General features: G+C 71.6%; 20 protein-coding genes. 9 read left to right on the top strand and 11 right to left on the bottom strand.

The window, feature by feature from the left end; genetic code table 11:
• Window positions 1-320: 320 nt before the first annotated feature.
• The gene (locus OG257_RS20820) at window positions 321-1,106 is read left to right on the top strand and encodes an SLATT domain-containing protein (RefSeq protein ID WP_329209570.1); all 786 of its coding nucleotides are present in this window, start codon (window positions 321-323) and stop codon (window positions 1,104-1,106) included.
• Between the two features lie 90 nt (window positions 1,107-1,196).
• On the opposite strand, the gene OG257_RS20815 is transcribed toward OG257_RS20820, so the two are convergent.
• The 3 genes from OG257_RS20815 to OG257_RS20805 form a co-directional block, all read right to left on the bottom strand.
• On the bottom strand, window positions 1,197-1,847 hold the full coding sequence (locus OG257_RS20815) for a hypothetical protein (protein WP_329209568.1): 651 nt from the start codon (window positions 1,845-1,847) through the stop codon (window positions 1,197-1,199).
• Window positions 1,848-1,925: 78 nt separating this feature from the next.
• Window positions 1,926-2,639 (bottom strand): GntR family transcriptional regulator, encoded by a 714-nt coding sequence (locus OG257_RS20810; RefSeq protein WP_329209566.1) that lies wholly within the window; start codon window positions 2,637-2,639, stop codon window positions 1,926-1,928.
• A 124-nt stretch (window positions 2,640-2,763) separates the two neighbouring features.
• Complete coding sequence (locus OG257_RS20805) at window positions 2,764-4,137, bottom strand: aspartate aminotransferase family protein (RefSeq protein ID WP_329209564.1); 1,374 nt, start codon at window positions 4,135-4,137, stop codon at window positions 2,764-2,766.
• A gap of 206 nt (window positions 4,138-4,343) precedes the next feature.
• Here OG257_RS20805 and OG257_RS20800 point away from each other — a divergent pair, with 206 nt between their 5' ends.
• The 3 genes from OG257_RS20800 to OG257_RS20790 all read left to right on the top strand — a co-directional run bounded on the left by OG257_RS20800 (window position 4,344) and on the right by OG257_RS20790 (window position 7,487).
• Window positions 4,344-4,955: a DJ-1/PfpI family protein gene (locus OG257_RS20800; protein WP_329209562.1), complete on the top strand. Its 612-nt coding sequence runs from the start codon at window positions 4,344-4,346 to the stop codon at window positions 4,953-4,955.
• On the top strand, window positions 4,952-5,422 hold the full coding sequence (locus OG257_RS20795) for a MarR family winged helix-turn-helix transcriptional regulator (RefSeq protein WP_329209560.1): 471 nt from the start codon (window positions 4,952-4,954) through the stop codon (window positions 5,420-5,422). Before OG257_RS20800 ends, OG257_RS20795 begins: the two co-directional genes overlap by 4 nt.
• Before the next feature lie 88 nt (window positions 5,423-5,510).
• Complete coding sequence (locus OG257_RS20790; RefSeq protein ID WP_329209558.1) at window positions 5,511-7,487, top strand: serine/threonine-protein kinase; 1,977 nt, start codon at window positions 5,511-5,513, stop codon at window positions 7,485-7,487.
• On the opposite strand, the gene OG257_RS20785 is transcribed toward OG257_RS20790, so the two are convergent.
• Window positions 7,488-9,002, bottom strand: a complete 1,515-nt coding sequence (locus tag OG257_RS20785) for a helix-turn-helix domain-containing protein (RefSeq protein ID WP_329215227.1) — start codon at window positions 9,000-9,002, stop codon at window positions 7,488-7,490.
• A 350-nt stretch (window positions 9,003-9,352) separates the two neighbouring features.
• Between OG257_RS20785 and dnaN the strand changes: the two genes are divergently transcribed.
• Complete coding sequence (gene dnaN / locus OG257_RS20780; protein WP_329209556.1) at window positions 9,353-10,462, top strand: DNA polymerase III subunit beta; 1,110 nt, start codon at window positions 9,353-9,355, stop codon at window positions 10,460-10,462.
• A gap of 13 nt (window positions 10,463-10,475) precedes the next feature.
• Here dnaN and OG257_RS20775 read toward each other — a convergent pair whose 3' ends face one another.
• Window positions 10,476-10,988, bottom strand: coding sequence for a hypothetical protein (locus OG257_RS20775; RefSeq protein WP_329209554.1), 513 nt, complete (start codon window positions 10,986-10,988; stop codon window positions 10,476-10,478).
• 103 nt (window positions 10,989-11,091) lie between these two features.
• Window positions 11,092-11,979 carry a glycoside hydrolase family 19 protein gene (locus OG257_RS20770; protein ID WP_329209553.1) on the bottom strand — a complete coding sequence of 296 codons (888 nt, stop codon included), beginning with the start codon at window positions 11,977-11,979 and terminating at the stop codon, window positions 11,092-11,094.
• 268 nt (window positions 11,980-12,247) lie between these two features.
• Between OG257_RS20770 and OG257_RS20765 the strand changes: the two genes are divergently transcribed.
• Complete coding sequence (locus OG257_RS20765; RefSeq protein ID WP_329209551.1) at window positions 12,248-13,774, top strand: PstS family phosphate ABC transporter substrate-binding protein; 1,527 nt, start codon at window positions 12,248-12,250, stop codon at window positions 13,772-13,774.
• A gap of 88 nt (window positions 13,775-13,862) precedes the next feature.
• Here the strand turns inward: OG257_RS20765 and OG257_RS20760 are convergent, their stop codons facing one another.
• Window positions 13,863-15,146, bottom strand: a complete 1,284-nt coding sequence (locus tag OG257_RS20760; RefSeq protein WP_329209549.1) for an adenylosuccinate synthase — start codon at window positions 15,144-15,146, stop codon at window positions 13,863-13,865.
• Between the two features lie 186 nt (window positions 15,147-15,332).
• On the opposite strand from OG257_RS20760, the gene OG257_RS20755 reads away from it, so the two are divergent.
• Complete coding sequence (locus OG257_RS20755; protein WP_329209548.1) at window positions 15,333-16,190, top strand: diacylglycerol kinase; 858 nt, start codon at window positions 15,333-15,335, stop codon at window positions 16,188-16,190.
• Between the two features lie 130 nt (window positions 16,191-16,320).
• Here OG257_RS20755 and OG257_RS20750 read toward each other — a convergent pair whose 3' ends face one another.
• Window positions 16,321-16,821 (bottom strand): GbsR/MarR family transcriptional regulator, encoded by a 501-nt coding sequence (locus tag OG257_RS20750; protein WP_329209547.1) that lies wholly within the window; start codon window positions 16,819-16,821, stop codon window positions 16,321-16,323.
• A gap of 92 nt (window positions 16,822-16,913) precedes the next feature.
• Between OG257_RS20750 and OG257_RS20745 the strand changes: the two genes are divergently transcribed.
• Together OG257_RS20745 and OG257_RS20740 are read left to right on the top strand one after the other, a co-directional pair.
• Window positions 16,914-17,852 carry an ABC transporter ATP-binding protein gene (locus OG257_RS20745; RefSeq protein ID WP_329209545.1) on the top strand — a complete coding sequence of 313 codons (939 nt, stop codon included), beginning with the start codon at window positions 16,914-16,916 and terminating at the stop codon, window positions 17,850-17,852.
• The gene (locus OG257_RS20740; protein WP_329209543.1) at window positions 17,849-19,510 is read left to right on the top strand and encodes an ABC transporter permease; all 1,662 of its coding nucleotides are present in this window, start codon (window positions 17,849-17,851) and stop codon (window positions 19,508-19,510) included. Before OG257_RS20745 ends, OG257_RS20740 begins: the two co-directional genes overlap by 4 nt.
• A gap of 33 nt (window positions 19,511-19,543) precedes the next feature.
• Here the strand turns inward: OG257_RS20740 and OG257_RS20735 are convergent, their stop codons facing one another.
• The 3 genes from OG257_RS20735 to OG257_RS20725 are packed head-to-tail and all read right to left on the bottom strand — an operon-like array spanning window position 19,544 to window position 22,741.
• Window positions 19,544-20,749, bottom strand: coding sequence for a cytochrome P450 (locus OG257_RS20735; RefSeq protein WP_329209541.1), 1,206 nt, complete (start codon window positions 20,747-20,749; stop codon window positions 19,544-19,546).
• A 10-nt stretch (window positions 20,750-20,759) separates the two neighbouring features.
• Window positions 20,760-21,428 carry a response regulator transcription factor gene (locus OG257_RS20730; RefSeq protein ID WP_329209540.1) on the bottom strand — a complete coding sequence of 223 codons (669 nt, stop codon included), beginning with the start codon at window positions 21,426-21,428 and terminating at the stop codon, window positions 20,760-20,762.
• Window positions 21,425-22,741, bottom strand: coding sequence for a sensor histidine kinase (locus tag OG257_RS20725; RefSeq protein WP_329209538.1), 1,317 nt, complete (start codon window positions 22,739-22,741; stop codon window positions 21,425-21,427). The genes OG257_RS20730 and OG257_RS20725 overlap by 4 nt, the downstream gene beginning before the upstream one ends.

Genomic DNA, 22,741 nt, shown 5'->3' with positions numbered 1-22,741 from the left:
CGTGCTCCCCGGACGCAGCGCCCCACCCGCCGGGGACCAACTCTTTCGAGTGAGTTCTGGAAATGGCCTGCTGCACTCCTATACCTGACCAGAGGCCGTGTGCACGCGGGAATCCCGCGATTTCGACCCCATGCCCCACCATTCGGCGGTAGGAAGGGCATGCGTATCCGTACGCACACGCACATCACGGGTAACGCAGAGTTACATGGGTGGGGCCCCCGTCATATGCCGGAGTCCGCCCCGACCGTGTCCAGAACCGTGCCGATCCGCGTAGTCACGCGCCGATACGCGCCGAACGCAGAGTGCAGAGGAGTGCCCCGGTGAGTCAGCCGGAGATGCAGCCCGAGGGGCCGCACCGCAAGGAGTCCGGCGGATCCGGTGCAGATACCGGAATCGAGTCGTCCGGTTCGCGCTACGGTGCGGGTTCCGGGGACCTGACCGGCCGCGCCTTCCCCCTCGGCGACTGGGGCGAACCCGCGGAACGGCTCGACGAGCTCTACCGCTGGGTCGAGGCGGGCGCCCTGGACACCGCCGACTGGTATCTGCGCGACCGGATCCGCAAGCGGCGCGCGGCCAGGCTCCTGCGCTTCGGCACGGCGGCCGGGGTGGTCGCGGGCGCCGCCCTCCCGCTGCTCGACCTGACCGGGGAGCTGACCGGGTCGGCCGGCTGGGGCTATCTGTCCCTGCTGCTGGGGGCCGCGTGCATGGCGTGCGACCGGTACTTCGGACTGACCTCGGGATGGATAAGGAACCTCGCGACGGCACAGGCCGTGCAGCGGCGTCTGCAGGTGCTCCAGTTCGACTGGGCCTCGGAGTGCGTACGGGAGATGCTCGGGCCGACCGAGGGAACGGCCAGCGAGGCCGCGGAGCGCTGCCTGGGCGTCCTGCGCCGGTTCTCGGAGGACGTCACCGAACTGGTGCGCATGGAGACCGCGGACTGGATGGTGGAGTTCCGGGCGGGGCCCGCGCCCATGGGGATGCAGTCGCTGGTCTCGGGCGGGGCCGGCCCGCGACCGGAGCAGGGGGCACCGCCGGGGCGCCTCACCATGCCCTCGGTGACCCGGCCGAACATGCCGCGCCAGCGACCGCCGGAGCCGCCCCGCTGAACCCTGCACGCCCGGCGGCCGAACGAACCTCGCCCGCCGGGCCCCCGGAGCCGCTCCGCCGGACCTCCGGAGCGGCTCACGGTCGGCCGGTCAGCTGAAGATGATCATCGAGCCCTGCGCGAGGCTGCGGGTCGCCGCCGCGTGCAGGCCCAGCCAGACGTGCCGCTCGCGCGCGAACGGACTGTCGTCGTACGGAATCGGGCCGGCCGGCTCCTCCAGCGAGGTCGGGCCGGCGGGCGGAAGCGGTGCGGCCGGCGGATTCGCCGGGTCGATGCCGATCGAGGGGCCGACCGACTCCAGTTCCCGCAGCAGCCCGTGCGAGGAGCCCAGTGGGCCACCGCCCTCCAGCAGCTGGTCGTCGGAGAGCGGGGCGGGGAAGTCGACCGGGACGTACGCCCCGGCGTGGTCGTAGTGCCAGACCAGGTGCGACTGCTGTGCGCTCTGCTCGAACATCTCCAGCAACTGCTCGTAGTCCCCGCCCAGTTCATCGACGGGAGTGACGGCGAGTCCGCTCAGCTGGAGGAGGTACGCGCGCCGCAGGAAGTGCAGTGCGTCGTAGTCGAAGCCCGCGACCGGGGCGACGTCCCCCGTGAGTCCGGGCATGTAGGCGTAGACGGGAACGGGGGGAAGCCCCGCCTCGCTCAGCGCCTTGTCGTAGATGGCGATCTCTTCGGCGAACGGATTGTCGGGGCTGTGGCACAGCACATCGACGAGGGGGACCAGCCACAGGTCACAGGCCACGAAGTCTCGCTCTCCAACGGGTTCTTGCGATGGTCGGAACAGCGTAATGCGGCCGGAACCCCGCGCACAGTGCCCGGGTCAGCCCCGGCCGGGGTGCGGGGGGTCGTCCGCGGCCAGCCGGTCCGCCCACTTCAGCCCGTGCGCGTAGTAGCCGTCGAGGATCGCGCGTACCTCGTCGCCGTCCGCGGCGATGATCGCCTCCACCAGCACCTGGTGGCCGTTCCACAGCCAGTCCCGCACATCGGTGTCGCCCCGCAGGTACGGGACGGCGAAGACCCACGCCTGCACGCGCAGCCGGTGCAGGAAGTCGGTGATGTACGTGTTCCCGACGACCGCGCCCAGCTCCCGCCAGAACCGCAGGTCGTATCCGATGAGGATGTCGAGGTCACCGCCGCGCGCCGCCCGTGCGGCCTCCTCGGCCCGGCGGCGTACGGAGACCAGGGCGTCACGGTGGGCGCCCAGGACCTCCGGCGCCGAGCCCGTACCGTCGAAGATCTTCCGGAACACCCCGTCTATGACGAGGGCGCGCGCCTCCACCATCGAGCGGTAGTCGGCGACGGTGAACTGGCGCACCCGGAAGCCCCGGTGCTGGTCGGATTCGAGGAGCCCCTGCGCGGAGAGGTCGAAGAGCGCCTCGCGGACGGGCGTCGCGGACACCCCGTACTGCTCGGCGATCTGCTTGACGGTGAACTCCAGCCCCGGCTGCAGACGCCCCGCAAGCACCTCGTCACGCAGCGCGTCGGTGATCTGCTGCCGCAGCGTACTGCGGGTCACACCTCCGCTCGCACACATGACGCCCCCTCCCGGTTCTCGGCTCCGGTCACCTTAAGCCAGGGCCCGTGCCCGGATCCGGGCACGGGGGCGGCGTTCCCTTCGGTGTCGCCTACATGTGTGCGCGGCGGACGTGTGCGCCCGGTCAGACGGTGTGCTCGTCGGCGACCGCGAGGGCCACGTCCAGGGCGGCGAGGCCTTCCTTCGCCTCGGCCTCGGTGACGTTGCAGGCGGGGACCGCGTGGGTGCGGTTCATGTTGATGAAGGGCCACAGGCCGTTCTTCTTGCAGGCCGCGCCGAAGGCGGCCATGGGGGCGTTGGCCTCGCCGGTCGCGTTGTACGGGACCAGCGGCTCGCGTGTCTCCTTGTTGCGGACCAGTTCGAGCGCCCAGAAGGCGCCGAGACCGCGGACCTCGCCGACCGACGGGTGGCGTTCGGCGAGCTCGCGCAGACCGGGGCCGAGGACGTGCTCACCGAGGTGTGCGGCGTTCTCGATGACCTTCTCGTCCTCCATGACCTTGATCGTCGCGACGGCCGCCGCACAGGCAAGGGGGTGACCGGAGTAGGTGAGTCCGCCGGGGTAGGGCCGCGTCTCGAAGGTGGCGGCGATCTCGGCGCTGATCGCGACGCCGCCGAGCGGTACGTAACCGGAGTTGACGCCCTTCGCGAACGTCATCAGGTCCGGCACGACGTCGTAGTGGTCGGCCGCGAACCACGTGCCGGTGCGCCCGAAGCCGGCCATCACCTCGTCGAGGACGAAGACGATCCCGTACCGGTCGCAGATCTCACGGACGCCCGCGAGGTAGCCGGGCGGCGGCGTCATGATGCCCGCCGTGCCGGGGATGGTCTCCAGGATCACCGCGGCGACGGTCGACGGGCCCTCGAAGGCGAGGGTGTCCTCCAGGTGCTGCAGGGCGCGGGCGCACTCCTCGGCCTCGGTCTGCGCGTAGAAGGGCGAGCGGTAGAGGAACGGCGCCCAGAAGCGGACGACACCCGCCGAGCCGTTGTCGGACGCCCAGCGGCGCGGGTCGCCGGTGAGGTTGATCGCGGTGGAGGTGGCGCCGTGGTACGAGCGGTAGGCGGAGAGCACCTTCGTACGGCCGGTGTGCAGCCGGGCCATGCGGACGGCGTTCTCGACGGCCTCGGCGCCGCCGTTGGTGAAGAAGATCTTGTCCAGGTCGCCGGGGGTGCGCTCGGCGATGAGGCGTGCGGCCTCGGAGCGCGACTCGACGGCGAACGCGGGGGCGAAGGTGGTGAGCTTGCCCGCCTGCTCCTGGATCGCGGCGACGACGGCGGGGTGCTGGTAGCCGATGTTGGTGAAGACGAGGCCGCTGGTGAAGTCCAGGTAGCGGTTTCCGTCGTAGTCCCAGAAGTACGCCCCCTCGGCGCCGGCGACGGCGAGCGGGTCGATCAGGCCCTGGGCGGACCAGGAGTGGAACACGTGCGCGCGGTCGGCGGCCTTCACGGCCGCACCGGCGGCGGAGTCGACGTACGGGGCGCGAGAGGCATGAGGGGTCATACGGCGAGAGTAGGTCGGCTCAGGGGCGGTGCTCCATGGCCACTGTGTATGGCGTGGAGCGCCCGGCTCGGCAGGATGTCGGGTCCGCGGCCGGACTCCGGAACCGGACTCGACCCGCGCCCAACAATTGACAACATGCTGTCGTCATGACAGTCTTCTGTCATAAGAGTTCCACGAGGGTCCCACATCCCCTTCCGGAGGTCACCATGACCAGCACGAGCGTCCATCTGGCCGTCTACGACACCCTCGCCGACTGGGAGCCGGGCTTCGCCACGGCCCACCTCACCCAGAACGGCCACACCGTGCGCACCGTCGGAGCCACCACCGACCCGGTCACCACCATGGGCGGCATGCGCGTCCGGCCCGACCTCGCACTCGACGACCTGCGCCCCGAGGACAGCACCCTGCTCATCCTCGGCGGCGCCGGCCTCTGGGACACCGGCGACAGCCTCGCCCCCTTCGCGCGCACGGCCCGCGCCTTCCTGGACGCGGGGGTGCCCGTCGCGGCGATCTGCGGGGCGACGGCGGGGCTGGCCCGCGAGGGGCTGCTCGACGACCGGACCCACACGAGTGCCGTCTCCTTCTATCTGGCGGCGACCGGGTACGCGGGCGGCCCGCACTACATCGACGCCGACGCGGTGACGGATTCCGGCGGTGCCTCGCGCGGCGCGCTCGTCACGGCCGGGCCGACCGAGCCCGTGGCCTTCGCCCGCGAGATCTTCGGACTGCTCGGGGTGTACGAGCCGAAGAAACTGGACGCCTGGTACCGGCTGTTCCACGACTCCGACGCGAGCGCGTACGAGGTGCTCCAGGGATGAGCAGCGAGAACCAGGACCGGTTCAGCCGGACGGCGATCGGGGTGTTCAGGCTCAACGGGCAGTTCCTGTCCGTGGCGGAGGAGCTGGCCAAGCCGTCCGGACTCACCGCGGCGTGGTGGCAGGTCCTCGGTGCCGTCCTCGGCGAGCCGCTCCCGGTGTCGGGGATCGCCCGGTCGATGGGGATCACCCGGCAGAGCGTGCAGCGGATCGCGGATCTGCTGGTGGCCAGGGGCCTCGCGGAGTACGTGCCGAACCCGGCCCACCGGCGGGCCAAGCTCGTCCGGCCCACCGAGGAGGGGCGCGCGGCGGTGAGCCGGATCGGCCCCGCTCACGCGGAGTTCGCCGCGCGGCTGGCCGAGGAACTGGGCGAGGAGGAGTTCGCGCAGACCGTACGGGTGCTGGAGCGGCTGTCGGAGGCGCTGGCGGCGGTGGACTCCGGGCCGGCCGCACCCCCGCCGGAGGGCTGAGGCCGGAACGGGTGCTGGGCAAGGGGGTGGGGGGCGCAGCTATCCTCAAGCACGGTCTGCCACGACCGCACGGGGGAGGAAGCGCACCATGGAGAAGCTGGGCTCCGGCGATCCGCAACGCATCGGCGCCTACCGGCTGCTGGGACGCCTCGGCGCCGGCGGCATGGGACAGGTGTACCTGGCACGCTCCGAGCGGGGCCGTACCGTCGCCATCAAGCTGGTCCGGCCCGATCTCGCCGAGGTGCAGCAGTTCCGCGACCGCTTCCGGCAGGAGGTGCAGGCCGGCCGCCGGGTCGGCGGCGCCTGGACCGCGCCGGTGCTGGACGCCGACATCGACGCGCCGGTGCCCTGGGTCGCCACCGGTTACGTCGCCGGCCCCTCGCTCCAGCGCACCGTCTCCGGAGTGCCGGGCACCCCGGTGACCGCGTCGGGGGCGTACGGTCCGCTCCCCGCGCGTACCGTCCGCATCCTGGGCGCCGGGCTCGCGAGCGCCCTCCAGGACATCCACCGCGCCGGGCTGATCCACCGCGATCTGAAGCCCTCCAACGTCCTGATCACGATCGACGGTCCACGGGTCATCGACTTCGGCATAGCCCGGGCGCTGGACACGGCCACCGACGGCGGCCTGACCCGCACGGGCGCGCTGATCGGCTCACCCGGATTCATGGCGCCCGAGCAGGTGCGGGGCGAGCCCGTGACTGCGGCGTGCGACGTGTTCTGCCTCGGCTCCGTGCTCGCGTACGCGTCCACCGGCAGGCTTCCGTTCGGCGGGGCGGACAGCGGGGTCCACGCCCTGATGTTCCGGATCGCGCAGGATGCCCCGGACCTCACCGGAGTCCCCGCGGACCTGGTCGAACTCATCCAGGACTGCCTGGCCAAGGACCCGGCGGCGCGGCCCTCCACCGACAGCATCCTGGAGCGGCTGGGCGGTCCCGAGACCGGGGAACCGTGGCTGCCCGGTGCGCTGATCGCCCAACTCGGCCGGCACGCGGTGGAGCTGCTCGATTCCGAGGACCCGGAAGAGGGCCCTGCACCGTCCCCGGCCGGCCCCGTGGCACCGGCACCCCCGGCCACCACGCCCGCACCCCAACCGCCGCCCGGCCAGGCGCCCCAGCTGCCGCCCGGCCAGGTACAGGCGCCCCGGCCGACGCCCGGTCAGACACCTCAGCCGACGCCCGGTCCCGCACAGGCGCCCCACGTGCCGCCCAACCGGCCCGTGCACACGCTGCCCACGATGGTCGGCCCGCCCGCACTGCCGCCGCAGGCACCCGTACCCCCGCGCTACGGCAACCCGCAGCCGCCCGCCCAGGGATACGGCTACCCGCAGCCGCCCGCCCAGGGGTACGGCCATCCGCAGGCACCCGTACCCCCGGCCTACGGCCATCCGCAGCCGCCCGCCCAGGGGTTCGGGCCCACGCCCGCGTACGGCGCGACTCCCCCGTACGGCCCGCCCCACCACCTCGCGCCCCCTCCTGCTCCCGAACCGGAGCGCCGGCGCTCCGCGGGTTCGACCGTGCTGCTGGTGGCGGTGGCCCTGCTCGTCGCGGTCGGAGTGGGCTGGTCGGTGTACGCGTTCATGAAGGACGGCGACGGGCACACCACAAGCTCCCCGGACCCCACTCCCACGCCCACCTCGTCCCGGTCCGTCTCCCCGTCGCCCTCGGCCCCGGACCCCGGACCCTCGACGGACGGGAAGAACGCCGAGGGCGCCGTCCCCAGCGGCTACCTGGGCACCTGGTCGGGCACCATCGACAGCGCTTCGGGACAGTCCACCCGTCAACTCGTCATCCAGCAGGGCGAAGTGGGCGACACCGTGCTGTCCCTCACCGCCGAGGGGCCGCTCGACACCGGAGGCTCGTACCACTGCGTCTTCCAGGCCCCCCTCCAGGGCGAACCCTCCTCCGGCTCCCCGGTCAGCATCGGTCCGTCCACGGTCACCGTCGGCGAACCGATGACGTCGTGCACCCCGGGCAAGGCCACTGTCCTGACGCTGCTGCCCGACGGCACCCTGCGCCGCGAGATCACGGACACCGGCGAGAGCCTCACGTACACGAGGACGGGCTGATCACGGGCCGGACCCGGCACCCGCCCGGTCCGGCTCACCCACCGTCAGGTCCGTCGCCCTGAACGCCATCCACAGGTCGTGGCGCGCGCTCGGGGTCTGGAGCAGCGAGCGGCGGAGCACGGCTTCGAGCCGGGTCAGGCGTTTGCGCGCACCGGGTACGGAGATGCCCAGCTCCGCTGCGGTCGGGCCCAGTTGGGCCTCGCACCGCAGCCAGGTACGCAGGGTCTCCTCGGCCGTGGGGCCTGCCGGGTCGAGGAGGCGCAGCTGCTGGGACGCCCAGTCCTGGACGCCGGGGCCGCGCAGGATCTCGTCGAGGCTCCCGGCCGCCCCGCCAGGTCGCTCACCCGGGCGCCCGGGCCGGACGAGCGCGGGGGTCGCCCTGATGCTGAGCGCCAGGTCGAGGGCCGCCTGGTCCGCGACCCGGTTCAGGTCCAGGCCGAGCAGCTCGCCGATCAGCTTGAGCCGGGCGGCGAGGGTGTTGCGGTGGATCTTCAGGTGCTGGGTGGCGTGCGAGGAGAACGCCAGCCAGGAGGCGAGGGTCGCCGCCAGTTCCTGGCTCCCGGGGTCCTGCGAGCGGCGCGGCAGATAGGCGAGCAGCGGCGCGAGCAGCGCGTCGGCCCACTGCGCTCCCGCACTGCCCACGACCAGGGCGGGTTCCGGCGAGGAGCCGAACCGGGCGTGCCTGCCGGGGAGTCCGCGGGCCACGGCCAGGGCGTGGAAGGCCTGCCGGTAGCCCGTCGCCGTGTCGGACAGCCGCACTTCCTCGCTGACGCCCACGACGCAGTCGTCCACCAGCTCGGCGACGGTCCGGTCCAGTGCGGCACCGTCGTTCGGCGTCCCGCCGTCCGGTGCCGCGTCCGTCTCCGGGACCGCCGGCATGACGAGGATCAGATGACGTGCGTACACCGGGCACCGGACGATCCACGTCCTGCCGCCCGAGGCGTCGGCGCAGACGCGCGCCACCTCGTCGCGCTGTCCGCCCGAACACTCGACGACACAGACCCGCACGGGGTCGGGGAGCTTCGGCCGCAGTGCCCCTGCCACCTGGTGGGCGATGGACAGCTGACCGGTCATGAGCAGGTGCAGAACCGCCTCGCGGCCCCGGGACTCCGCGAGGTCGACCCGGCGCCGCCTGCGTTCGAGGGTCTCCCCCGCCCAGGCCAGGGTCAGGGGCATCATCGCGTCGGCGAGCAGCACGGACAGCCCGCCGGGCAGCGGCCGGGGGGCGGCGACGGCGAGAACCGGGGCGCGGTCCTGCGGCTGTCCGTCGAGGGGGAGCACCAGCACGGTGCAGCGGTCCGCGTCGAGCGAATAGGCGCGCGCATCGCGGGACTTCAGTTCCCGGGCGGCCTCGGCGGCGAGGGCGGCGGCCTCCTGGCCGGGTTGCCCGGAGGGCCCGGCCGCGGCCTGGAGCACCGTGCCGTCACCGTCGAGCAGTCCGGCCCAGCCCTCGGCGCGGTGCGCCAGCCAGCGCAGGAGTTCCGGCGATCCGCCTGTCCGGGCGAGCCGGTACATCCGCAGGACGTCGTCGGCCCGTTCCCACCCGCGCACACATCCCCCGCTCGTACCCGAAAACCGGAGTGCAGAGTACCGGTTCGGCTGTGCGGTCTGATACCCCCGCGAGACCCTCACCATGCGAATTGAATCTCCCGGTCCACCGCCCCGTCCGCCTAGAGTCCGAGGGGTGTTCCGGGACGTCCGGGGGACGTCGGGGGACGTCAAGGCGTCCCGGATCCGGGGGACGCCGGCAGGCGTGGCGGCAGCGGCCCACGGGGGTGGTCGCTGTCGTCTCCACCGGTGATTGTCAGTGGCGGCGCCTACCGTGTTTCTCGACCGTGTCGCACACCGGACGAGAGGCCCCTGCCATGGAGTTCAGCATCGAGCGCGGCGCACTGGCCGATGCGGTGGCCTGGGCGGCGCGCGTGCTGCCGACGCGGTCACCCGTGCCCGTTCTGGGCGGCCTGCTTCTCGAGGTGTCCGGCGGCCGGCTGAGTGTCTGCGGGCTGGACTTCGAGGCCTCCGCGCGCATCGAGGTGGAGGCCCGGACCGTACGGACCGGGAAGGCGCTGGTCATGGGCCGGCGGCTGCTCGACATCTGCAAGGTGCTCCCCGACGGACCCGTGGAGTGCGCGGTGGAGGGCTCGCGGTTCACGGTGACGGGGGACGGCGTCCGGTTCGGGCTCTCGTTGCTGCCGCTCGACGACTATCCCGCGCTGCCGCCGCTGCCCGAGGTCCGCGGCGCTGTGGACGCCGCCGCGTTCGCCGCGGCCGTCGCCCAGGTGACGGTGGCCGCGGGGCGGGACGACACCCTGCCGACGCTCACCGGGATCCGGCTCGGGCTCGACGGCTCCACGATGACGCTGGCGGCCACCGACCGGTACCGCTTCGCGGTGCGCACCCTGCCCTGGAAGGCGACGGCGCCCGATGTCTCCGCCGATGTCGTGGTGTCGGCCCGCAGGCTGACCGAGATCGCCCGGTCGATGGGCCGGTCGGGTCTGGTCAGCGTCGCCGTGGACGCGGGTTCGGTCGGCTTCGAGCACGCCGGGATGCGTACGACGGTGCGCCTGCTGGACGGCCGACTGCCGCGCCACGACAAGCTGTTCGCGCTGGCGGACCCCGCGTTCGCGGTGACGGACCGCGTCCGGCTGGTGGAGGCGGTGAAGCGCGTCTCCGTCGTGGCGGACGGCGGCAGCCCGCTGCAGATGACCTTCTCGGCACCGGACGGTTCGGTGCTGCTGCAGGCGGGTTACGAGGACGATGTGGCCTCGCAGCGGCTGCCGGCCACGCTGGAGGGCGCCGAGGAGATGACGGTCGCCTTCAACCCCGCGTACCTCCTGGACGCCCTGTCCTCCTTGGAGGAGCCGACGGTCCGGATGAGCCTGATGGGGCCCGGCCAACGCGCGATGATCACGGGCGCCGAGGACACGCGGCAGCACCAGCACCTGCTGATGTCCGTGAAACCGGCGCTGCTCTGACTCCGCCCGACCTCTACGCGGGCAGCGTCGCGGTCTCGCCGACGGCGGCGAGCAGCCAGATGGGGAATTCGGGATCGGCCTGACCCACGGCCAGGCCGAGCCAGCGCCCGCCCTGCGGCTCACCGTCCCCTCCGCCCTCCCGCTCCCCCGGCGGAAGGCGCCAGACCTGCATGCTGCCCGCCAGATTGCAGAGCTGCCCCATCGGTTCCGGGGCCGGGCCGCCCAGGTCCAGATAGGGCCACAGGTCAACGGTGTCCGGCTCGCCCCACCGCTCCGTCAACGCGGTGGCGACAGCGCTGAATTCGGCTTCGATCTCCTGCTCGGCCGGTTCGACGAGCTCGGGGGAGCGGTCGTCCCAGAAGTCCTGACTCGCCCGCAGGATCACAAGGTGGTGCCCAGGGCCGCTGCTGCGTACGCCGCCGTCCTCGCTCTCCTCCCCCGCGGGGAAGGGCAGGGCGAGGACGCTGTCGATCAGGGCGAGCCGGGCCCCGGTGCTGGCGGGCGGTGTCGTGCTGTCCGGTGTCATGCTGCGTGATCCTGCCAACCGGCTGCCCCGGAAACCGAATCGGGGGGCGCACCCGGCCGCAGTGGCCGGGCACGCCCCCCGTCCGGGTGGGGGCACCGAAACGTCAGCAGCTCAGGTTGCCGCCGGGGGTCGTGCCGAGGATCTGGACGAACGCCTGGTACTTGTCGATGCGGCTCTGCACCTGGGCGGGGTTGCCGCCGTTGCACTCGATGCTGCCGTTGATCGAGCGGATCGTCTCGCCGAATCCGGCGCCGTTGACGATGGCGTTGTGGGGCGTCATCGTGCCGGGGCCGCTCTGGGTGTTCCAGTACCAGAGACCGGTCTTCCAGGCGATGGAGGCGTTCTGCTCCACCTGCCACGGGTTGCCGAGCAGGTCGATGCCGAGCGCGTCACCGGCGGCCTTGTAGTTGAAGTTCCAGCTGAGCTGGATCGGGCCGCGGCCGTAGTAGGCGGCCTGGCCTGCGGGGCAGCCGTAGGACTGGCTGGTGTCGCAGTAGTGGGGGTAGTTGGCCGTGTTCTGCTCCACGATGTGGACCAGTCCGCCGGTCTCGTGGCTGACGTTGGCGAGGAACGCCGCCGCTTCCTGCTTCTTGACGGTGTCGCTGCCCGTGTTGGCGAAGCCCGGGTAGGCGCTCAGTGCCGCCGTCAGGCCGCTGTAGGTGTAGAACGAGTTCCGGCCCGGGAACATCTGGTTGAACTGGGCCTCGCTGACGACGAATCCGGAGGGGTTCGGCTCACCCGGGTCCGTACCGCCACCGCAGCTGCCCTGGTCGGCCCAGACGTCGACGGTGCCGGGACGCTCGTTCTGGGTCCACCACTTCGCCAGCCAGTTGTGCCCGTTGTACGAGGCGGTTCCGCCGCCCCAGTACACGGACGAGGAGTTCCAGGCCGGGGCGCAGGCCGCAGCCGAGGCAGTGGCGGCGGGGAGAAAGACGAGGGCCGCGACGACCGCACACAAGGCGGTCAACAGGCTCATGACACGTTTGACCACGTGATCACTCCTTCGGCGCGGCGCCGGCGATGACCATGCGCCGCCATGGGGGTGACCGACACTCAACCGTCGATGGTCTGGACCTGTCAAGGTCTAGACCAGGATTCCCCCTGCCCGAAACCCCCGCGCCAACTGCCCCCGAAGACCGTCAGGTTGAACGCAGGACGAACTTCATCCGAAGGAATCCGGCCACCCGCCCCCCGGCCTGCCCCGGACCGTACGGTGACGCGAACCGGCACACCGCACCCACGAGGGAGCGCAGGCAACCATGGCGTGGTTCGACCCCGAGAACGTCATCGCCGTCCTCACCGCCGCAGTGGGCGTGGCGACCTCCGCGGGCGTGCTCTGGTACGAACGCCGTGTACCGCGCCGCAAACGCATCGGCTACCGCGTCCAGATGGACACCCCGATAGGCAGCGGGGTCAGCCAGGGCCGGGCCAACGTACGGCTCGGACTCTTCAGCGAGACCCCGGACATGGCCGACGCCACCCTCGTACTGCTCCGCGTCGAGAACGACGGCTCGCAGTCGATCGCCAACGACGACTACACCGGGCGCGGCGAGCAGCTCCACGGCCTGACCGCCGAGTTCACCGGCCGTACCGTCCGCGGGGTCGCCGTGACCCACTCCCCGGGCGCCGACCACCTGATGGACCACTTCACACCGGCGGCCGGGCTGCGGCACACCGGGTCCCTCATCCGGCTGCCGCGCGTCCCGCTCAACCGGAACGAGCACTTCAAGCTCCTGGTCCTGCTCACCGGCTCCCACGTGGGCAGCCCGATCAGGGTCACCGGCGGCATCCGGGACGGCGAGGTGACCCCGAACCAGGCACTCCGGCCGGACGAGAAGCCCCCCGTGTTCAGCCGCTCCGCACGGATCATCACGGTGGCCCTGACGGCCTGCGTCGTCACGCTCGCCTCGATCATCCTCGTACGGAACGCCCCGCCGCCGCCGATCGAGTGCGCCCCGGGCAGCCTGACGGTCACCGGCTCCACGGCGTTCGGTCCTGTCCTGGACGCGGTGGAGGAGCAGCTCGAGGAGAAGTGCGACGGCGTCCGCATCGAGGTGAAGGCGCGCGGCAGCGCGGAGGGCCTGCGCCGGCTCGCCGGCGAGGCGAAGTCCCGGCCCGGCAACGCGGTCGTCGCCTTCTCCGACGGCGTGAAGCCCTCGGCGTACACGAAGCTGAGCGAGACCCCCATCGGCGTCTCGCTCTTCCACCTCGTCGTCAACGACCACGTCCGGGTGCGGAACCTGAGCCTCGACACCATCCGGAGGATCTACCGCGGCGAGATCACCAACTGGAACGAGGCGGGCGGCCCCGATCTGACGATCAAGCTGATCAGCAGGGACGCCGACTCCGGCACGCGCGAGGTGTTCGGGCGCCGGGTGCTGGGGGGCGGCGAACCCACGTTCTCCTCCCGCGACTGCACCACCAAGGACGACCCGTCGGTCCCCTACATCCGCTGCGAGCTCAACGGCACCCAGGAGGTCCTGGACCAGGTCGCCTCGGTCGAGGGCGCGATCGGCTACAGCGAACTGCGCAAGGGCGAGGACCTGAGGGGGCTGCACCAGCTGGCCATCGACGGCACCACCCCGTCCATCGACGACATCGACGCCTCCACGTACCCGTTCCGCGAGATCGAGTACGCCTACACCTACGGCCGCCCGCCCGCCGGCTCGCCCGCCGCGGGATTCCTCGACTATCTGAGCCGCGGCGGCGGACAGGGGATCATGCTCAACCACGGCCATCTGCCGTGCGCCATGCCCAAGGGGACGCGGGTGTGTGCCGAAGGCTGAACCCTCCGCGCCCCGTTCGGGAACGCGTGACGGCGGCCGCCCTGCCGAGGCAGGGGCGGCCGCCGTCACGGCGACTACTGGACGACTCCTACAGGAAGGAGTTGATCTCGATCGTCTCGGTGCGGCCGGGGCCGACACCGATCGCGGAGATCGGAGCGCCGGACATCTCCTCCAGCGCCTTCACGTAGTCCCGCGCGTTCTTCGGCAGGTCGTCGAAGGTCTTGGCCTTCGTGATGTCCTCGGACCAGCCCGGCAGCATCTCGTAGATCGGCTTCGCGTGGTGGAAGTCGCTCTGGTTGTACGGGAGCTCCTCGACGCGCTTGCCGTCGATCTCGTACGCCACACACACCGGGATCTGCTCCCAGCCGGTCAGCACGTCCAGCTTGGTGAGGAAGAAGTCCGTGAGTCCGTTGACCCGGGTCGCGTACCGCGCGATCGGGGCGTCGAACCAGCCGCAGCGGCGGTCACGGCCGGTGGTGACACCGCGTTCGCCGCCGATACGGCGCAGTGCCTCGCCGTCCTCGTCGAGAAGTTCGGTCGGGAAGGGTCCGGCACCGACGCGGGTGGTGTACGCCTTGAGGATGCCGATGACCCGGCTGATCTTCGTCGGGCCCACGCCGGAACCGGTGCAGGCACCGCCCGCGGTCGGGTTCGACGAGGTGACGAAGGGATACGTGCCGTGGTCGACGTCCAGCAGAGTGCCCTGGCCGCCCTCGAAGAGGACGACCTTGCCCTCGTCGATGGCGTTGTTCAGGATCAGCGTCGTGTCGGCGACGTACGGCTTGATCTGCTCCGCGTAGGTGAGCAGCTCCTCCACGATCTTGCCGGCTTCGATCGCGCGCCGGTTGTAGAGCTTGGCGAGGATCTGGTTCTTGAAGTCGAGAGCGGCTTCGACCTTCTGGACGAGGATCGACTCGTCGTAGAGGTCCTGGACCCGGATGCCGACGCGGTTGATCTTGTCCGCGTACGTGGGTCCGATTCCGCGACCGGTGGTACCGATCTTGCGGGAGCCGAGGAAGCGTTCCGTCACCTTGTCGACCGTGGTGTGGTACGAGGTGATCAAATGAGCATTGCCGCTGATCAGAAGCTTGGACGTGTCGACGCCTCGCTCGTTCAGACCGCTCAGCTCGGAGAGCAGGACCGCCGGGTCGATCACGACACCGTTACCGATCACCGGCGTACAGCTCGGCGACAGGATTCCGGAGGGGAGGAGATGCAGTGCGTACTTCTGGTCGCCAACGACGACCGTGTGGCCGGCATTGTTGCCGCCTTGGTAGCGCACCACATAGTCCACGGATCCACCGAGGAGGTCGGTGGCCTTCCCCTTGCCCTCGTCACCCCACTGAGCACCGAGCAGCACAAGTGCGGGCACAGGCGTACACCCCTTCCGGGCGGGGCATGTCCAAGGTCAGGGGGCGTACGTAAAGGTCGTACCTGCCGCACGACGATGTGCGGCAAAGCCTGAGCCGTCGAACCGGGTGCCCCGGAATAGACGAAGCCCCTGGCGCAATAGCGCAAGGGGCTCTTGCACCAAGATGCTACCCGAGGAAGGACCGAGGTGTCGGCTGCAGAGCCCCCCGGCGACGGCGACCACCAGCTACTGGTACTCATCGACCCCCTTGCCCGCCGCTTCGACGGCGAGTCCGTGCGTATCGCGAAGGACGTGCTGAGCGCGGGTTCGCACGCCAAGATCTGCCTTCCGGACAGTCCGGACGAGTTCGCCCGGGCCTTGTCCCGGCGGGGCGGACGACGGCCCGTGGTCGTCGGCGACGACCACGCGCTGCTGCGCGCCGTGGCCCAGCTCCACCGGGAACGGGAGCTGGCCGACAGTGCGCTCTCCCTGATCCCGGTCGGCGCGCCGCACGCGCTGGAACTGGCCCATGCCCTCGGCGTGCCCCGGGGCGCCGTGGCCGCTGCCCGTGCGGCGCTCGAGGGCGCCGCACGTCGGCTGGACCTCCTGGTCGACGACAGCGACGGCGTCGTGCTGGGCGATCTCCGCATCCCCGCGCTGAGCCCGGCGCCGGGCCCCGAGGCGCCCCATACGGGCGTCACGGCGGTCTGGGACACCTGCCGGAGCCTGGTGGCGGCCCTGGTCCGCCCGGCCCCGCCCTCGTCCCCACCGCGCGCGCACCGGCTGCGGGTGGAGGCGGACGGGGTGCTGCTGAACGACCTCGACCGGCCGGTCGAGGGAGTGTCGGTGACCACGCAGGGCGACGGGGGCCTCGCGGACGTGGTGATCCACACGACGTCCGGCGAAACGGTCACGGTGGAGGCCAAGGCGGTCACGGTCTCCGGCCCGGACTTCCGCTACCGCGCGGACATACAGGTCGCGGGCCCCGTCCGGACCCGGACGTGGACGGTGCGGGCGGGGGCGTGGGGGCTGATACTTCCGCCGGCGACGGCCCCGGGCAGGTGACGTGACCGGCACAGGGGCTGCCGGACAGCGATCCGGCGGCCCCACCGGTCCGGTGGCTCGCTGAGCCCGCGAACCCGCGTGGGTGTCACCCGTGCGGGCGCCCGCCGACCGCCCGGGACCGTTCCCGGGATCAGTTCCCGCCCGCCGCCCCTCGGCTCTCGCGCCACCGGTCCATCACGCCGACCAGCTCCGTCTGCAGGAACTCGAAGAACTCCGCGGTCTCGGCGATCCGCGCACCGGCCGGTGTGTCCTCGCCCAGGGAGCGCGCACCGTCCCTGAGGGTGCGCTCCCAGCGCGTCAGCACCTGGTCACGGCTCGCGAAGGTGGCGTACCAGATCTCGTTGTGCAGCCGGTAGCGGTCGCGGCGCGATCCCGGGTCGCGCTCCCGGCCGACCATGCTGACCTGGGTGAGGTAGTTGATCGCCCCCGAGACCGCGGCCGGACTGATCTGCAGCTGCTCGCCGAGCTCGGCCGAGGTCATGGAGGCGTCGTCGTCCGCGAGGAGCGCCGCGAAGACCCGTGAGGCCATCCGCTGCATACCCGCCTCCGTCATCTCGGCCGCGAAGCGCTCGACGAACCGCGACACCGCCTCCTCGTCGCGCTCGGCGCCTTCCCCTGCCCGGCTGGTCATCGCTCTGTCGCCTCCCCTGCCCCGATCATGGGACCAACTTTATACGCTTCCTTAACTTCACAACTTTGTGAATCTAGCGTACGTTCAAAATCATGACGAAGGCAATCACCGTCGCCGGACTGCACAAGTCGTTCGGCCGGACACACGCACTGGACGGCCTCGACCTGGACGTCGAAACGGGCGAGGTCCATGGCTTCCTCGGGCCCAACGGCGCCGGAAAGTCCACCACCATCCGGGTCCTGCTGGGGCTCCTGCGCGCCGACTCGGGCGCGGCACAGCTGCTGGGCAAGGACCCGTGGAACGACGCCGTCGAGCTGCACCGGCGCCTGGCCTATGTGCCCGGCGACGTCGAGCTGTGGCCCAACCTCACCGGCGGCGAGGCCATCGACCTGCTCTCGCGGCTGCGCGGGGCGAGCAACCCGAAGCGCCGTGCCGAGCTCATCGAGCGCTTCGACCTCGACCCGACGAAGAAGGGCCGGGCCTACTCCAAGGGCAACCGGCAGAAGGTCGCGATCGTCGCCGCGCTCGCATCCGACGCGGAGCTGCTGCTGCTCGACGAACCGACCGCCGGACTCGACCCCCTGATGGAGGTCGTCTTCCAGGACGTGATCCTTCAGGCGAGGACCGCGGGGAAGACGGTGCTGCTCTCCAGCCACATCCTGGCCCAGGTCGAGAAGCTGGCCGACCGCGTCAGCATCATCCGGCTCGGCCGGATCGTGCAGTCCGGGTCGCTGAGCGAGATGCGTCATCTGACGCGTACGACGATCGAGGCGGAGACGGCCCGCCCGGCCACCGGGCTCGACGGACTGCCCGGCGTGCACGGGGTGCAGGTCGTCACCGAAGGCACCGAGGGCGCCGGCCGGGTGCGGTTCGACGTGGACGGCGGCCACCTCGACGACACGGTCCGCCAGCTCGCCGAGTTCGGCGTCCGCAGCCTGACCAGTCACCCGCCGACCCTGGAGGAGCTCATGCTGCGCCACTACGGCGACGAGCTCTCCGTGGGCGGCCACCCGCACGGAGACGGCCGATGACCGCCACGACCACGACCCGGGCACCCGCGGCCGACCGGTCCCTCGCGGGCGGTGGCGGCACCCTCGCCGGAACCCGCACCCTGATCCGGTTCAACCTGCGCAGGGACCGCGTCCGGCTCCCCGTGTGGATCCTCGCCCTGTTCATCGGAACTGCCTCGACTGCGGACAAGTACAAGACGCTGTACGCCGATCCGGCCGACCGCGCCTCCGTCGTCACCACCATGGAGAGCCCCGCCGGGCTCGCCATGACAGGGCCCGGGCACTACCTCGACGACTACACCTTCGGCTCGATGCTGGGCCACCAGATGCTCGGCTTCACGGCCGTCCTGGTCGGCCTCATGAGCATCCTGATCGTCACCCGGCACACCCGCGACGAGGAGGAGACGAACCGGGCCGAGCTGGTCCGCTCCACCGTCGTCGGCCGGCATGCTCACCTGGCCGCCGCCCTGTCCGTCGCGGTGCTCGCCAATCTCGCACTCGCCACTCTGCTGGCCCTCGGCCTCGGCACGATGGGCATCAGCTCCATCGACGGCGGCGGCTCGCTGCTCTACGGGTTCGCCCACGCGGCCGTGGGCATCGTCTTCGCCTCCGTCGCGGCGGTCACCGCACAGATCACCGCGCACACCCGGGGCGCCTCCGGCATGGCCATGGCCGCCATCGGCCTCGCCTACGTCCTGCGGGCCGCCGGCGACTCGGGCGGCAGCGACGCACTGTCCTGGCTGTCCCCGATCGGCTGGGTGCAGCGCACCTACGTCTACGTGGACGACCGCTGGTGGCCGCTGCTGCTCTGCCTCGCACTGGCCGTGCTGTCGGCGGGCGCGGGATTCGTCCTGTCCACGCGGCGGGACGTGGGAGCCGGACTGCGTGCCGCACGGCTCGGCAGCCCGGTCGCGTCCCCGTTCCTGACCCGGCCGCTGGGCTTCGCCCTGCGGCTGCACCGTTCCGTGCTGGCCGGCTTCGGCGCCGGCGTGTTCCTGATGGGCGCCATGTACGGGTCGATCCTCGGCAGCGCGGACGACATGCTGAAGAACATCGACCAGCTCCACGAGGCGCTGGAGGACGTCGGCGGCACGACCATGGCCGAGTCGTTCGCGTCGATGGTCATGGTGGTCCTCGCCGTCGTCACCGCCGTGTACGTGGTGATGGCCGCCCTGCGGCCGAGGTCCGAGGAGAACGCGGGCCGGGTGGAGCCCCTCCTCGCGACCGGCCTGTCCCGCACCCGCTGGGCGGGCAGCCACCTCGCCGTCGCACTGGCCGGCGGCACGCTCCTGCTGCTCCTCGCCGGGCTCGGCATCGGTGCCGCGGGGGCGGCGTCGGCCGGGGACACCGGGCTGTTCCCGAAGCTGGTGGGAGCCTCGCTGGCGTACGCACCGGCGCTCTGGGTCACCGTCGGAGTCGCGGCCGTCCTCTTCGGCTGGCTGCCCCGGGCGGCCTCCGCGGCGTGGGCCGTACCGGTGTACGCGTTCGTCGTCGGCTACCTGGGCAAACTGCTGCGGTTCCCGCACTGGATGAACAACGTGTCGCCCTTCGGGCACGTACCCCAGCTGCCTGCCGCGGAGATGAGCTGGACGCCGATGGCGGTGCTCACCCTGATCGCGGCCGCCCTCCTGTGGCTGGGCCTGGAGGGCTTCCGCCGACGGGACCTGGAGACGAAGTAGCGGAACGGGGGCCCGGCACTCCGGGCCCCCTCCTCAGATCTCCACCCGTAGCTCCCGGAGCCCCCGGATCACGTACCCCGGCTTCCACTCCGGTTCCGCCGACAGCCGCATTGCGGGTGCCCTGCGCAGCAACTCACCGAACGAAGCCGCCAGTTCGAGGCGGGCCAGCGGTGCGCCCAGGCAGTAGTGGATGCCCGCCCCGAACGCGATGTGCGGGTTGTCCTCACGGGACAGATCCAGCGTCCCGGCCTCGGCGAAGCGCTCCGGGTCCCTGTTCGCCGAGCCGAAGAGCAGCGCGACCTGCGAGCCGCGCGGGATGACGGTGCCGTCGATCTCGATGTCGTCCAGGACCCAGCGGGCGAACATGGGCACCGGGGTGTCGTACCGCAGCAGTTCCTCCACCGCGGTCGGCAGCAGACTGTGGTCGCCGCGCAGGGAGGCCAGCTTCTCGGGGTGCTGGAAAAGCGTCCACCAGCCGTTCGCGGTGGCGTTGACCGTCGCCTCGTGGCCCGCGTTGAGCAGCAGCACACAGGTGGAGATGATCTCCTGCTCGGTCAGCCGCTCCTCCTCGTCGTGGGCGGTGATGAGCGCGGTGATCAGATCCGTGCCGGGGTCCCCGCGCCGCTCCTCGATCAGCCCCCGCAGATACGCGGAGAACTCGACCGACGCCTGCACGGCGGCCCGTGCCCTCTCCTCCGGCGGGTTCAGCTCGAACATCCCGCAGATCGCCGAAGACCAGGGACGCAGCAGCCCCCGGTCGGACTCCGGGATGCCGAGCATCTCGGCGATGACCGCCACGGGCAGCGGCTCGGCGACCGCGGTGAGCAGATCGCCGCCGCCCGCTGCGGCAAAGTCCTCGACGAGCCCGGCGGCCAGCCGCTCCACGGCCGGGGCGAGCATCTCGACCGTGCGGGGCGTGAAGGCCTTGGCGACCAGCCGTCTGATCCGGGTGTGGTCGGGGGCCTCCAGATCGAGGATCCCCTGCCCGTTGAGCGTGTGGAAGGGCTCGTGGGCGGCGGGCGGGGCTTCGAGGCCGAACTCGTCGTGGGTGAAGCGGTGCAGATACGTCCGGCCGAGGCGCCGGTCGCGCAGCAGCCCCGACACATCGGAGTAGTGCGGGATCAGCCACTGCCGGGTCGGCTCGAAGTAGTGCGCCCGGCCGGTGGCGCGCAGCGCGGCGTAGGCGGGGTACGGATCGGCGACGAACGCCGGCGACCAGGGGTCGAAGGACACATGCATGAGCCCGACGCTATCCGGGTGTGACCAGCCGCGCCTCGTACGCGAACACGGCCGCCTGGGTCCTGTCCCTGAGCCCCAGCTTCACCAGGATGCGGCTGACATGCGTCTTGATCGTGGACTCGGCGACCACCAGGTGCGAGGCGATCTCCAGATTCGACAGCCCCTGGGCGATCAGCACGAGCACCTCCGTCTCGCGCTCGGTGAGGTCACCGATCCTGGCCATGGCGGGCGGCCGGGGTGCTTCGGCGAGCTTCGAGAACTCCTTGATCAGCCGCCTGGTCACGGTCGGCGCGAGCAGCGCCTCGCCCGACGCCACCACCCGTACCCCGTCGGCGAGCTGGCGGGCGGAGGCGTCCTTGAGCAGGAAGCCCGAGGCTCCTGCGCGCAGCGCCTGGTACACGTACTCGTCCAGGTCGAACGTGGTCAGGACGAGCACCTTGGCGTCCGCGTCGGCGGCGACGATCTCGCGGGTGGCCTCGATGCCGTTCAGCTCCGGCATCCGGATGTCCATCAGCACCACGTCGGGGCGCAGGGCCGCGACCTGCGAGACGGCCTGCCGGCCGTCGACGGCCTCGCCGACGACCTCGATGCCGGGCATCGCGTTGAGCAGCACGGAGAAACCCTCGCGGACCATCATCTGGTCGTCGACGATCAGCACCCGGATGGTGGAGTCGTTCACGCGTCCCCACCCTCCCCCGCACCTGTCCGCTCGGCCGCCACGGGCAGGAACACGGCAACCTCGTAACCGCCGTCCCCCGTGGCCCCGGCCGTCATCTCACCGTTCAGCATCGCGACCCGCTCCCGCATCCCCGTGATCCCGTGCCCGGCGCCGGGCGACGGCTTGACCAGCCCCGTCGCGGGCCCGTTGACGACCCGCAGCCCCAGCCCGCCGAGCACGTACCCGATCTCCACCTTGGCCGTGGCGCCGGGAGCGTGGCGGAGGGTGTTGCTCAGGGCCTCCTGGATGATCCGGTACGCCGACAGTTCGACGCCCGGCGGAAGCTCGCGCACCGCGCCGGTGACCGTCTTCTCCGTCTCCAGGCCCGCTTCCCGCACATTGGCCAGCAGCCGGTCGGTCTCGGCCAGGGTGGGCTGCGGGGCGTCGGGTGCCTCGTAGTCGTCGGCCCGTACGACACCGAGGACGCGGCGCAACTCGGTGAGCGCGGCGACCGCGTTCTCCCGGATCGTGACGAAGGCCTGCTCCAGCTCGGGCGGCGGGTTCTCCACACGGTAGGGGGCGGCCTCGGCCTGGATCGCGACGACGGACATGTGGTGGGCGACGACGTCGTGCAGCTCACGGGCGATGGTGGTGCGCTCCTCCAGAAGCGTGCGCCGGTCGCGCTCGACGGCGGTGACGGTGCGCTGCACGGTCACCTCGCGCTCGGCGTCACGGCGTACCTGCACGACGGTGACCAGGAGCAGGGCGAAGGCGGAGGCGACGGCCATGGGCCCGGTGGTGGGGGAGTAACCGCTTCCGAAGTTCTCCAGGAAGGACCCGGCGACCAGGGTGATCAGCCACATCCACGCGGCCGTACGCGGCCGGGTCCTCGCCGCGACGACGATCAGCACACCCAGGTGGCAGGCGAAGGCGTTCGGCCCCCACGGCCAGTCCCCGTGGCCCGCGACGGCCACCAGCGGCGTGGTCGCGAGCGACACCCAGAACGCGAGAACGGGGCGGACCAGCGTCATCAGCAGGGCGGCGGACGGCACCACACCGGCGATGAGCGTCGCTATCCCGAACACCGAGTAGGTGTTCGCCTCGAACACTCCGGCCAGCAGCGAGATCAGCGCGACCACGCCGACCACCGCGTGCGGCGTCCAGACCGCCCGCTTCCGGATCGCCCTGGGCAGCCTCTTGACCACCGGACCGCCGGTGCCCAGGGGGTCCAGCGGACGGTAGTCGAAAACGTTGTGGAAGAGGTCCTGCCGCAGGCCGTCTATCGCCCCTGCGGCCAGCCGGAGCTCGGGGCTTCTGGTCTTCGTCTCGGTCAC

The sequence above is a fragment of the Streptomyces sp. NBC_00683 genome, assembly GCF_036226745.1.
Taxonomy (GTDB): domain Bacteria; phylum Actinomycetota; class Actinomycetes; order Streptomycetales; family Streptomycetaceae; genus Streptomyces.
The sequence above is the reverse complement of the archived record's forward strand: the minus strand, read 5'-3'. Positions and strand labels throughout refer to the sequence as shown.